This window comes from Pelagibacterium sp., from assembly GCF_048264985.1.
Taxonomy (GTDB): Bacteria; Pseudomonadota; Alphaproteobacteria; order Rhizobiales; family Devosiaceae; genus Pelagibacterium.
In genome coordinates this window covers 246,242-259,464 of the sequence record NZ_JBLXCL010000003.1, presented here as the reverse complement: position 1 = coordinate 259,464, position 13,223 = coordinate 246,242, and the positions used below count along the sequence as shown (strand labels likewise).

At 56.2% G+C, this 13,223-nt stretch carries 9 protein-coding genes; all 9 read left to right on the top strand.

Going from position 1 to position 13,223, the window contains the following annotated elements:
• Window positions 1-404 precede the first annotated feature (404 nt).
• On the top strand, window positions 405-2,462 hold the full coding sequence (locus ACN0TA_RS12830) for a hydantoinase/oxoprolinase family protein (RefSeq protein ID WP_417583511.1): 2,058 nt from the start codon (window positions 405-407) through the stop codon (window positions 2,460-2,462).
• Window positions 2,459-4,171, top strand: coding sequence for a hydantoinase B/oxoprolinase family protein (locus tag ACN0TA_RS12825; RefSeq protein WP_417583509.1), 1,713 nt, complete (start codon window positions 2,459-2,461; stop codon window positions 4,169-4,171). Before ACN0TA_RS12830 ends, ACN0TA_RS12825 begins: the two co-directional genes overlap by 4 nt.
• Entirely contained in the window at window positions 4,168-5,082 is a 915-nt protein-coding gene (locus ACN0TA_RS12820; RefSeq protein ID WP_417583507.1) for a fumarylacetoacetate hydrolase family protein, read from the top strand. Before ACN0TA_RS12825 ends, ACN0TA_RS12820 begins: the two co-directional genes overlap by 4 nt.
• 35 nt (window positions 5,083-5,117) lie before the next feature.
• Window positions 5,118-5,978, top strand: a complete 861-nt coding sequence (locus tag ACN0TA_RS12815) for an IclR family transcriptional regulator (RefSeq protein ID WP_417583505.1) — start codon at window positions 5,118-5,120, stop codon at window positions 5,976-5,978.
• A 122-nt stretch (window positions 5,979-6,100) separates the two neighbouring features.
• The gene (locus tag ACN0TA_RS12810; protein WP_417583503.1) at window positions 6,101-7,147 is read left to right on the top strand and encodes a TRAP transporter substrate-binding protein; all 1,047 of its coding nucleotides are present in this window, start codon (window positions 6,101-6,103) and stop codon (window positions 7,145-7,147) included.
• A 32-nt stretch (window positions 7,148-7,179) separates the two neighbouring features.
• Window positions 7,180-9,153, top strand: a complete 1,974-nt coding sequence (locus ACN0TA_RS12805) for a TRAP transporter large permease subunit (RefSeq protein WP_417583501.1) — start codon at window positions 7,180-7,182, stop codon at window positions 9,151-9,153.
• Window positions 9,154-9,290: 137 nt separating this feature from the next.
• Window positions 9,291-10,682, top strand: coding sequence for a 3'-5' exonuclease (locus tag ACN0TA_RS12800; protein WP_417583499.1), 1,392 nt, complete (start codon window positions 9,291-9,293; stop codon window positions 10,680-10,682).
• Window positions 10,679-11,374, top strand: coding sequence for a DarT ssDNA thymidine ADP-ribosyltransferase family protein (locus ACN0TA_RS12795; protein WP_417583497.1), 696 nt, complete (start codon window positions 10,679-10,681; stop codon window positions 11,372-11,374). The genes ACN0TA_RS12800 and ACN0TA_RS12795 overlap by 4 nt, the downstream gene beginning before the upstream one ends.
• Window positions 11,371-13,161, top strand: coding sequence for an ADP-ribosylglycohydrolase family protein (locus tag ACN0TA_RS12790; RefSeq protein ID WP_417583495.1), 1,791 nt, complete (start codon window positions 11,371-11,373; stop codon window positions 13,159-13,161). The genes ACN0TA_RS12795 and ACN0TA_RS12790 overlap by 4 nt, the downstream gene beginning before the upstream one ends.
• Window positions 13,162-13,223 lie beyond the last annotated feature (62 nt).

Genomic DNA, 13,223 nt, shown 5'->3' with positions numbered 1-13,223 from the left:
TGATAGGTCGTCATCGTGAGTTCCTCCTGTTGAAAGGAACTCCATGTTCGGACCCAAGCCTCTAGCTGCCCAGAGCCTCAGACGAATCCATCAGGTCTCACCACGCGCGTCTCTCCCGCGAAGCGGGTTCGTGCATGAGGGCGCTTTCCAGACACCCTGGTAATATCTCGTGTAGTGGTCGCTATTCGTCCGATCGCATTATCGGCCACGGCCCCATGTCCCCCCGCCTACTCGATAAAGACGGCATATACTCATGAGGAAGAACTGTCTCCCGGAAGGGGGATCACCACCGGTGCTCTCGCATCAGTTCTTGCGAAGCCAATCGGCGCTCACCCACGTTGACAAAACATCATCCGTGAAATATTTCACGAACAATGCATAATTTGGAGTGACGGCTGGAGCGCATGAGAATAGCGGTTGATATTGGGGGTACCTTTACGGACCTGGCTGCATTTGACGAAGACGGACAGGTGCTTGCATTTGGCAAAGCGCTATCGACGTATGGCGCCTTGGTAGAGGGAATTGAGCATACCGTGGATGATGCCGGTGTAGAGTTAGCCAAGGCCACTCTGTTCCTTCACGGGTCAACTGTCGTAATCAATAACCTACTCGAGCGTACCGGAGCGAAGTCGGGTCTCATAACTACGCGGGGCTTCCGCGACATCTACGAAATAGGGCGCATCAACAGACCCGACGCCTACAATCTGCAGTTCAAGAAGCACCAGCCGTTGGTCCCGCGGCGACTGCGTTGCGAGATTGATGAACGACTGCTGTTTGACGGCTCAGTGGAAACTCCTCTGGACGAGAGCAGTGTCCTAGAGGCGATAAAGTTTTTACGTGATGAGGAGGTGGAGGCCGTAGCAATTGTCCTCCTTCACTCATACAAAAACTCGGCTCATGAACAGCGAGTCAAACAACTAGTACAAGAACAAATGCCCGGCGCTTTCGTCACCGCGTCGCATGAACTTTCGCAGGAATACCGCGAGTTCGAACGCACTTCCACCACCGCCGCAAATGCGTATGTGGGGCCGCGAGTTGCGGGCTACTTGGGCGAAATCGAAGACAAGCTCCAAGACCGACAGTTTGGGGGCAGCTTCCTCGCCGTGCAGTCCACCGGCGGCTTATTCTCGGTAGATGATGCCCGCCGGAAATGCGTTAACATGCTTGAGTCTGGACCCGCGGGTGGAGTCGTTGGCGTACAAGCTATATGTCGCCAAACCGGACAATCTGACGCCATAGCATTCGACATGGGCGGAACGACCGCAAAAGCCGGTCTCATTCAGAACGGCGCTCCGCTGACGACCAGTAGTGCTCGGATTGGGGCGTACGGTTCCGATCTTCCAATTCAAATTCCGATGATCGATATCTTTGAAGTCGGCACGGGCGGCGGGAGTATCGCTCGAGTTGAGCAGGGGCGAGCGCTCCGCGTTGGCCCTCGTAGTGCGGGATCCATGCCAGGACCAGCCTGCTATGGTCGTGGCGGAGAGAACCCAACCGTAACTGATGCCAACCTAGTGTTGGGCCGTCTTGATCCGGACCACTTCCTCGGCGGGGCGATGAAGCTCGATTACGCTGCTGCTGAGCGCGCCGTTCGCGAGAAAATAGCGGATCCTCTCGGACTGAGCGTACAAGAAGCTGCCGAGGGGATACTCAAAATCGCAGCCACCACTATGTCTTATGCCGTCAAGGGGGTTACGACCGAGCGTGGTCTCGACCCAGCCGCCTTCGCTATGTACGTGTATGGTGGTGCAGGTCCGCTACACGCCTCGGCGATTGCACGTGAGATTGGCGTTCGACGCGTCATTATTCCCGCCTCACCGGGCCATTTTTCTGCCTATGGCATGCTCTTCTCAGAACTGCGTTACGACTTCGTCCGCTCCGTCTTTGCGCCCCTATCCAATAACCTAAGTGCGATCGATGAAGTATATACTGAACTCGAAACCTCTGGGCAGGGGGTGATATCTGAAGCAGGCGCCAGCGTTACCTCAATCAAACTCGTAAGGTCTGCTGACATGCGTTATGTCGGCCAAGAGCACGCTGTTTCGGTCGACTTGCCAGAAACAGCATTCCGGTCAGGGGATGCGGTCGCCGCAATTAAGGCGGCATTCGATGCGGAACACCTGCAGCGCTACGGGACGAACGCGCCTGAAGAAAAAGCGGAGTTCGTGAGCCTTCGCGTAACCGCATTTGGCAAGATGACTCTACCGCAGATGGATCGATTGCCGGACTCCGGACCTCGAACTGACGCTGAGGCGATTGCGAGAACCAAACCCGTACACTTCGGGATACATGGCACCATTGAAACGCCCGTGTTTGTTCGCACAGCCCTGCGAACCGGCAACGAATTTGCTGGCCCCGCTCTCATCGAGGAGCACGCCTCTACAACTGTGGTTTGGCCGACTGACTGCGTTGTCATTGATGGATACGGCAATCTCATCATCGAAGTAGGAGACAACAAATGAGCGTTGGCGCCAGCCCCATCTCGCAACAGCGGCAGGATATCGATCCAGTCTTGGTAGAAATCGTGCGCAATGGAGTAATTGCCCTTACCGAAGAGATGAAGATCAATCTCACGCGCACCGCCTACAACATGATCATCTATGAAGCGCTTGATTTTACTGTGGGCCTTTACACAGTCGAAGGCGACACTATTTCCATTGGTCTCGGCCTGCCAAGCTTCATTCGGGGTATGTCCGAAACAGTAAAGGCGAAAGTCGCTCACTTTGGAATCGAAAACATCCATCCCGGCGATATCCTCGTGACCAACGATGCCTTTATTACGGGGAGCCACCTCAACCACATTACTCTGACAAAGCCGGTATTTTGGCATGGGCGAGTCGTTGCTTTCACCTGTTGCATGGCTCACTGGATCGACATTGGCGGCAGCAAGGGAGAGGTGACAACTGACATCTACTCCGAGGGCGTGCAGGTGCCCATCCTGAAGTTCCGGTCCGGCGGAAAGATCAACGAAGACTTTCTCTCCTTCATCAAGCTCAACGTACGCATGGTTGATCACGCGATGGGTGATCTAAGGGCGCAAGTGACGGCGGTCGAAACGGGCGAGAAACGCATGCTGGAGATGCTGCAACGTCACGGACATGAAACCGTACTTGCTGCGATCGAAGACATCATGGATCACAGCGATAAGGTGGCTCGTGAAAAGGCCGCTCTAATTCCCGACGGTGTCTATGAAGCCGAGTCGTTTATGGACGACGACGGCGTTTCTATTGGCGAGCGTTTGCCCGTAAGGGTTCGCGTGGAGGTCGCTAATGGCGAGGTGACGGTCGATCTTTCCGGTGTCTCTCCCCAAGTTAAGGGGTACTATAATTCGGCGGGGGCAACTGGCATTGCCTGCGCACAGGTTGCATTCAAATGCTTGACCACACCCGATATCTACCCGGTTAACGATGGCGCGTTTCGCAGTCTGAAAGTGATATGCCCCCAGGGCACTGCGATAAGCGCCAAACGTCCGGCCGCAATGCGGTGGTGGATGACGATCCCGATGACAGTCGTCGATACGATCATTAAAGCGGTCGCGCCAGCGGTGCCGCATTTAACGGCGGGCGGGCATCATGCAGATCTCTGTGTGGCCCAGTTTCACGGCAGCAACCCCAGGTCTGGCCGCTTTTTCGTTGGGGTTGTCGGTCCGAGTGGAGGAGGCTGGGGTGCCACGGCAGTTTCCGATGGAAACCCAGTGACAGTATGTTCGAACGACGGCGATACCCACAACAGTCCCTCAGAACAAGTGGAGACAAAATATCCCATTCTGATTGAGCGTTACGCCCTTCGGGAGGATAGCGGAGGGGCAGGTGAGTTTCGAGGAGGGCTAGGCGCCGATATCGTAATTCGTGCCCTTGCTCCGGTGGAACTCAGCACGGCAATCGAGAGATGCCATTGTGCCCCATGGGGCGTGATGGGAGGGCAGCCGGGTGCAGCAAATCGCCTGTCGATAGCTACCGCAGATGGTTGGGAGATCCTTGAGAACGGCAAGACCTCAAACATGGCTCTCGAGCCTGGTGATCGAATTCGCATTGAAACAGGTGGTGGTGGCGGGTTTGGGGATCCTCAGCTTCGCCAACGAGAGAGTGTGATCAGTGATGTACGTGAGGGCTATGTTTCCGCGGAGCGTGCCCACGAACTGTACGGCTTTCCTCAGGAGGCGCCGCGATGAATTCCTACGGCCTTGTGACGTTTGACGACGGTGGTGGTTGGCACAAGCCGGGACTGCTCGTCGATCAGCACGTGCTCGACCTCGCCCAGTATTTTTCCCTGCCACCGCGAGCAGACATGATCGACTTGTTCGCACAATGGAGCGAAATCGAGAAAGAACTTCCAATAGCCGCCAAAGCTGCCGCAGCTAGCGGCGTCCCATTGGAAGAGGTAACGATCCACGCGCCGGTGGAGCGGCCACTTGCAATCTACTGCGCTGGCGCGAACTACCGCGACCACGTCGACAACATGGCGCGCGCCCGCGGAATACCGACGGAACCGGACCCTCACGATCGTGGCCTTCGACCATGGCACTTTTTGAAGTCAGGTCGCACGGTCTGTGGTCCAAACGCCGCAATCAACCTGGAGTGCGCAAACCTGGATTGGGAGGCGGAGATCGCTGCGGTTATCGGCCTCCAGGCGCGGAATGTGTCAGAAAGAAATGCGCTTGATCATGTCGCTGGCTACATGATCGCAAATGACCTTTCTGCGCGTGATCGGATGGTGCGTGAGAACGGCGAGCCCGGATCAACCTTCTACTATGACTGGGCGGCCCATAAGAGCTTCGAGCAGTCCTGTCCGCTCGGCCCAATCATTCTACCTGCCTCAAACGTCGGCAATCCGCAGAACATCGACATACAACTTTGGGTTAATTCGGAACTGAAGCAAAACTCGAACTCACGTCACATGCTTTTTAGCATTGCGGAGCAGATCGCACACATTTCGACCTACGTCACACTACACCCTGGAGACATAGTGCTGACGGGAACGCCTGCCGGTGTTGGGGCCGAAACGGGGACCTTTCTGAAGAAGGGGGACACGGTTCGCACGCGGATTACTGGAATGGGCGAGCAGAATCTCTCGATTGTCTAGCGACCGCTGAATTGAACAGAAATGGAGCGAGTTCGATGTCGTTCAATGAGAAAACCATCGCTGACAATCAGGGACGAAACCTCCCGGCGCGCGGTCGGCCGCGTGGGGAGGGGCGCGCTCCAGAACGCATCGCCGCGCTCGATACCGCATTTGCTCTGTTGAAGATTATTGCTCGGCATGAAGGCAAGCTGAGCTTAATGGACATCTCGCGTATGAGCGGGGAGTCGCCCAACAAACTCTCCCGCTACCTCGCAGGATTTAAGCATCACGGTCTCTTAATTCAGTCTAATGAGACGGGCCTTTACGACATCGGACCGCTCGCGTTCGAAATCGGCATGTCCGCCCTACGTCGCTACGACCATTTGTCCGGAGTGCACGCGGCAATTGGTGAGATCGTCAATACGACGGGATACACCAGCAATCTATACGTTTGGACTAAACTCGGTCCGACTCTGGTGAAAAGCGAGGTCGGCAGACACGCCTTTCCCGTGGCCCTAAAGCTCGGGACCGCGCTGCCACTTTCCCAATCGGCGACTGGTCTCGTCTTCCTGGCGTTGATGCCCGAAGATGAGACCCGGCAATTGCTTGAAGAAGAGCTTGCTCTCGCGGCGGGTGAAGGAATCGACATTTCACAGGAATGGCTGCGTTCGGAGCTGGATAAGGTGCGTTCCCAGGATGTATTTTGGAGCGTGAACGCTGTCATCACCGGTACGGCCGCCGTGCTGCCGATCTTTGATGAATCTGGAGGGTTGGCGTGCACCATCACGACGATCATGCCTCGTGGGCACGCCAATTCGGAGACGAGGACTACGCTAAACCGGGTCATGGCTGAAGTACGCGCGCGGCTTCGGATAGTTGACGTGGGTTCTGATGAAGCAAAGACCCGCTCGCAGTGAGAGGCTTACTCTCATGCACCGCCACCCGGCCACATCTGCATAGAGAAGATACAGATTGGCCAGACAACGCTTCCGATAGGCCTGGTCCATCGCGAAGAACAAGTCACCATAAGGAGGAAACTATGAAACGACATTATTTTAAGATTTTTGGATCGGCGGGTACCCGCGCGCTTCGCGTTGCGACGTTAGCTGCGGCAACATCCCTGGTAGCTGCTACGGCGCATGCTCAGCCAACGGTTCTGCGCTTCGCGACGGGCGTTCCTGACACCAGCCCGATCGTCACCGAGGTACTCGAGCCTTGGGCCGAAATGATGAACGAAGAAGGAGGTGAACACTTTCAAATTGAAGTGATCAACGGCGTGGCGATCGCCAACCCAAGCAACATGTGGGAGCGTGTCGAGCAGGGTATTGTAGACATTGGTTGGAGCCTTCACGGCTCCAGCGGCCTTCCGTTCCCAAAGACAGCAGTGGCAAGTCTGCCTTTCCTGTACCAGGACATTGTGGCTGCGTCATCGGCGCTGTGGCGCTTGTACGAGTCGGACTTAATCTCCGACGAATATGAGGGCGTTCACGTTCTTGCTTTGACGAGCCTGCCGATCCAAGGCATCAGCGCCAGCACTCCGGTCAATACCCTCAGCGATATGGAGGGTTTGAAAGTCCGTGCAGTCGACAAAGTCGCCGCAGATACCGTCTTGGCCCTTGGTGGGGCTCCGATTTCCATTCCTACTCAGGAAGTTTACCAGTCGTTGGACCGCGGGGTCGTAGATGCTGCCGTAGTCAACTGGCTTATGGTAGGCGGCTTCAGAGTTGGAGAAGTAGCTCCCAACCATCAGCGAGGGATCTCTCTGGGCGGTGTGCCAGGCTTTCTTGTTATGAACCAGTCGGTCTACGAGGGCCTGTCTCCTGAAGCTCAGCAAGCGCTGGATTCTGCCGCAGGCGGAACCTCCTCGGAGTTCCTCGGCGAGCACTACGAACAACTCGCTGCCGACATCGAACAAACCATCTCGAACGCTGAGGGGCAGCAGGTACTTACGCTATCCTCGGAAGAGCGCGCGCAATGGGAGTCCCGGCTTCAATCGGTGGTCGATTCGTGGGTTGCTGATACTCCCGATGGCGAGCAGATCTTGGAACAATTCCGAGCAGAGTTGAACAACGCTTCCAACCAATAAAATAGAATTTCGACTTGGAGGATGCTGCCACCATGGAAGCAAGCCAGCACGACCAAATGCGCGACCATCCCATATCTAGGATAACACAATTCGGACGGTCGCTGGCCCAGAAGGTAGCATTTGCAGGCGTACTGGGCATGCTAGGTATCAGCATCCTCACAACAGTGGATGTTGTTGTGCTGCGCAGCATCTTCAATGCGCCGATCCCAGGATCGAATGAGTTTTTGAGTACGATTTTTGCTGTCGCCATAGCGGCAGTGTTGCCAAGCGGATTGGCAGAACGCGGCATGCTCGAGGTGGATTTGCTCGTTGGGAAACTGGGGGATCGGCGAGCGGACTGGTTCAGGCTGATCGGTTCCGTCGCCATGCTGCTGCTAATTATCCTGATCGCCTGGCAGGTTACAGCTTACGCGGCCTCTGCCTACGACAGCGGGCGGCAGACGACCATACTGCAGTGGAAAACTTGGCCATTCCTGTCTGCTATCGCCATCGTTTTTATAATATGCGTGCCGATCCAATTGGCAATCGCGCTTGAGCGATTGCTCGAGATGATCAGCACCTCGTCGACATATCAATCGCAGGGGACCGATGACTGGAACCGCAGCTTGCTACGGTTCATATTGACCGGGGTTGCGGTAGTGGCCGTGGTCGTCGGCTCAGTGTATTTCGGAGTACAGGCCCTTCAGGGCACGTTCGTCGGCCACGGCGCGCTACTAGCGGGCGCAGCATTTTTCGTGCTCTGGGTTTTTATATTGCTGGTACAGCCAGTAGCAAGCGCGATTTTCTTTGTCAGCTTCATCGGCATAGCATTGCTTATGGGGTTTCCGATCGCACTTTCGATTGTCGGTTCAGAAACCGCAGCTCTCATAACCAGCGTCGACCTTGCGGTCATTCCCTTATTCTTAATAATGGGCGGGCTCGCAACCGCCGGCGGTATGGCTGGCGACATTTATAGATTGGCGTCCGCCATCTTTGGCTTTCAGCGAGGTGGACTCGCCCTGGCTACGATCGGGGGCTCGGCAGGCTTTGGAGCTCTCACTGGTACGTCGTTAGCGACTGTGGCAACGATCGGAAAAGCGGCCTACCCTGAGATGCAAGCACGTGGATATTCAAAGTCGTTTTCCACAGGCTGCATAGCAGCGGGTGGCACGCTGGGGCAGATTGTACCGCCCTCCTCAGCAGCTGTCCTTTATGCGTTGCTTGTCGATGAGTCGATCGGAGCATTGTACATTGCGATGCTAATTCCGGCTATGCTTTCGATGTTTCTGTACTTCGTTGCGGCATCGACTATCGTAGCGATGGACCCGTCGGCAGCCCCTGATCGGGGCCGCTTCGACATAAAAGAGCTGCTGTCGGCACTGAAGGGAAGCCTAAGTTCATTCGTACTGTTTGGAACAGTAATTGGCGGAATATTCCTTGGGGTTTTCACCGCAACCGAAGCCGCTGCAGTTGGCGTTTTAATTGCATTCGTGGTTGCATTACTTCGCGGGAGACTTCAAAAAGAAGCTATCGGCAGACTAGTTGTTGAGACAACTCAGGCTACTGCGATGCTCTATTTTATTTTGATCGCAGCACAATCCTTCTCCTTCTTTATGGGCGCCGCTGGACTTCCTGAGCTTTTAACCAGTATGTTCATAGGAACTGGTCTTTCGCCAATTTTTGTTATTGTTTTGTTGTTGGCTGCTTACATTGTTCTTGGAAGCGTTATGGATGCTTTCACTATATTAATCGTGACGGCGCCAATTGTTGCTGGCATTATCACTTCACTGGGCTTCGATCTTGTGTGGTGGGGCGTGGTCATGGTAATGGTCATCGAAATCGGAGTGATTTCGCCGCCCTTCGGCATGAATCTTTTTGTGATGCGCAGCGTTGCACCCGATGTGCCGCTCTCCACGATCTATAAGGGCATTCTGCCGTTTGTTCTTGTCGACATTGTTAAGGTCGCTCTCGTTGTTGCACTCCCGGCGATTGCTCTGTGGCTTCCGTCGCTCAGTTCTGCAGGGTAAATTCCCACGGACAAGCGACTTCCCCTTTTGAACGTTGATATTCTAGCCGATCTATCCTCAAATACGGCAACGAGTGGCGCAGGTATTGTGGTTCGATTCGACCGCAAGAACGGATGTCAGTTTTTTGGGGGAAGTTCGTGGCATTACCTAAGCCGGTGGGCCGCCAGCGGGAAGTGGTCTACCTTCCAACGCAGGGCCACCAGGTGGTGTTGGGAACAGCTGGCAGCGGAAAAACCTCGATGGCAGTTCTTCGGGCCGCCCTTCTCTCGAACGTCGACTTTCCCGGTTCGGGCAAGACACTCCTCATCACTTTCAACAAAACGCTGGGCTCCTATATTCGCTTTTTAGCCGCCGATGTGTTGCTTCAAGTTACCATCGAGAATTTCCACCTATTCGCGCGAGGATATTTGCGCGCTCGCGGCCAGATGTCCGGCACATCAATCCTGCCAACCCGCCGCTACGAGGCGTTGGTGCAGCAAGCGGTCGCAAACGTGGCCAACCAACACGATCCCCACGCCTTCTTCGCTAGGACCAACTCTTTTTTCGAAGACGAAATACGCTGGCTATCGCGCCACGGCATCGTCAGCGAGGCGGACTATTCTTCTGCCAGCAGGACAGGTCGTGCCGATGCCCGACTCGTTCGTTCGCTGCGCCCCACTATGTGGAAGATTCTCCTTGAATATCGAAGACTTCGCGACGAAGCCGGTTACCGATATGACGTCGATGACATTGCTTCAGCGGTCGCGAACGCTCTTGAAGGTGACGATGAACCTCGGCTCTATAAGCATGTTATCGTTGACGAGGGTCAGGATCTGAGCCCAGAAATGTTGCGCGCGCTATCCAAAGCGGTTCCTAAGGACGGCTCCTTCACCTTTTTCGGCGACGTTGCGCAGCAAATTTATGGCAATCAGATGACTTGGCGATCGGCGGGACTTAGTCCACCGAAAATCTGGTATTTCGAGGAGAATTATCGGAATACCAAAGCTATTGCGGACCTCGCCGTGGCGGTGTCGCGCATGCCATACTATGCGGGCGAGGCCGACTTAGTGATTCCTAAGCAACCTGCAGCCGAGGGGCCAAAGCCGACCCTTGTTCACTTCTCGGACATAGACAACGAGATTGCATTCGTTGTTGATCGCGCCGCCCGCCTTGCGAGGACGCGCAGCGTCGCGATCCTGACCCGCACCCGGGCGCAGGCGCGAGCCTTTGCCACTAAGCTGCCCGGAGCGCGGCTGCTCAAGGACTCTATTGCGGTCTGGAAGGAAGGGCCGGGAATTTCGATCGGCACGCTGCACAGCGGCAAAGGGCTTGAGTTCGATAGTGTAATCCTCCCCCATCTTTCCGAGCCGCTCTTTCCTCATCCGCTCGCAATAGCGAACAGTGGTTTGGACGACGCCACTGCGACGGATGGGCGGCTTCTTTATGTCGGCGTGACGCGCGCTAGGACAGCCCTGCTCTTGACCTGTAGCGACGAGAAATCGGCACTGCTTCCGCCGGATGGATCACTATACGTAGAAGTCGCAAAATGAACGAAGCGATCCAAAAAGACGTCGCCAAGCGCGGCATCACACGCCTGTGTCATTTCACGCCGTCACGGAGCCTCGCCCATATATTGGCAGGTGGAGCTGGGATTCTGCCGTCCAGGTTGCTCGCGGAAGAGGATCGCCTGCTCTTCAATCCCACCGACCTTCAGCGCCTCGACGGTCACGCCGATCATATCTGCTGCTCGATCGAATATCCGAACGCTTGGTACCTTGACCGCGCGAGGAAGGGCGAGATTTTATTCCGTGATTGGGTTGTGATCTTCGTAGATCCCGCTGTACTGGCGTTAGAAGGAACCTTATTTTGTCCGCGTAACGCCGCGGCAGGCTCTGGATCTTATATAGCAGCAGGTTATGATGCCTACGCGAGCATGTTCGCACAGTCTGTGCCCGGTGCTCAAGGTGTCTTGCGCAGCCGTTCGTTGCTACATCTGCCGTGTTCGCCCACGGACGATCAGGCAGAGGTGTTGGTCCCAGAATCGATCCCACCGGCAAGTATCATGGCGATAGGTGTCTCGAGCGAGGAACAAGCCCGGGCGGAACATATCCGGCTCATGATCTTGGGGATCGACATCGGCAACCTGAAGTTTGTGGTATCACCAACCTTATTCGACAAGTACGCTCTTAGTTCCTCCATTCGAGCAGGGCAGAAGCAATCCGAAACGCTGTGGACCGCATGACCGACCGTTTGGCTTTAGATCGCGATACGAACCCGGCGTTTCGCGTTCCCGGCGATCGGGCCGAAGGCGCCTTCCTTGGCGCCGCGATCGGTGACGCCCTCGGATGGCCGCATGAAATGCGCGCTTCTCGCACCGAAAAGAATCGTACGCCTCCTACGTTGTCCTTTATGACGTGGACCAAGCGCTCCGGCGGACGGTTTCAGCCGCACGAGGAATTGATCGAGGCGGGCCACTATAGCGATGACACGCAGCTGATACTGGCAACTGCGCGTGCCCTGTTGCGTGAGCCCAATTCCTGGTGGGTGTCCTTCGCCTCCGAAGAGCTGCCGCTCTGGACCCTCTATCAAAGAGGCGGTGGTGGAGCGACAAAGCGAGCGGCATCAAGCTGGCTAGCGGGCCGAGCACCCTGGAATGCGAAGCCCGAAGATGCCGCACGCTATTTCTCGGCGGGCGGTAATGGTGTGGCCATGCGGATTTTGCCGCACTGTCTTCGTCATGCGAGCGCCGCTGACTTTTCCAAGCCCGCCGCAGATATCATGACGGACGGGGTCACCACGCACGGCCATCCGCGGGCGCTGATCGGTGCGCTCGCCTATGGCTACGGCCTCTGGCAGGCATTTCGGCACCGCGGCACGCTAGCCTACGGTCAGCTTCTTGATGCTGTACGCACGAACTCGGAAGCTTGGGGCGCGATACCAACGATCCGAGACCGGTGGTCCGATTGGACGGAGGGGGCCCACCTCGACGCCTACGAACAGCTCTGGTCGGAGACGCTTCATGAACAGCTGGATCTTCTCGACCGATGCGCGGTCGCGCTTGCGGGGGGCGTTGCTGTCATCGACGAAGATGTTCTCAGGGAGCTAGGATGTTTCGACCGCCGTGTGAATGGCTCTGGGACCGTGAACGCGGCCGCGGCGCTGTTCCTCGCCTCTCGCAACGCGGCTGACCCCATCGAAGGTGTGAAGCAGGCCGCCCTCGCGGAAGGTGCGGACACCGATACGCTAGCATCCATGACAGGGGGATTGCTTGGAGCAGCACTCGGTCTAGGATGGATGTCTACCTTTGCGCGGGACCTGCAGGATGAGAAGACAATCCGGCAGGCGGGGGATGCAGTTCGCGATTTGTCGGCGGAGGGGCGGCCAGGAATCGGCACTCAACGCGTGACTAAGGCATCGCTTGCGTCTTTCATCGCTGAACTGCAGGACCTGCGTGAGCCTTCACAAGTCCTACTGCCCAACGGACTTCCCGCGAGCGTCGAGATCTGGAATGGGATCAAATCCAGAGCGCGATCTCTCACCGCGCAGGCATGGCGGCTGACATTAGAGGATGGGCAGACGCTCTTCGTTAAGAAGCTGTCGAAAGCATCCTTCGAAATGCCCCAGGCAGCCAGCAAGAACCCAGAGCTCGACGGACTTAGGCGAAAGGAACCGTCCGCCCCCCTCCATGTGGGTTTTCGGCTTGTCGTTTCGAATCTTTCCCGCTCCGTCGCCTTCTACCAGGAGGTGATTGGCCTTCCGATAAGCAAGCGCACGGCTAAATCAGTAAATCTCGGTGGGATTTTGTCGCTCGCCGAGACGACCCAGTTTCATGCGGTGAGCGATCACATCACGGTGTTCGTGGCGGTTGCAGACCTTGAACGAAGCATCTCCGCATATCAGCGACTCATGCCGGAAGGACTTTACCGCGTTGAGGAACGTGAGGACCGCACGCGGATGCAGTGCCTCGATCCGGACGGTTATAGGCTCGAGATTTATCAGTCGTTGCCACAAGGTGCGCCCGCAGCATAATGCTTGAGCGCGCAGTCGCAGGCGTGACACCATCCTTTAGCATGAAAGCTGATTTGTAGAAT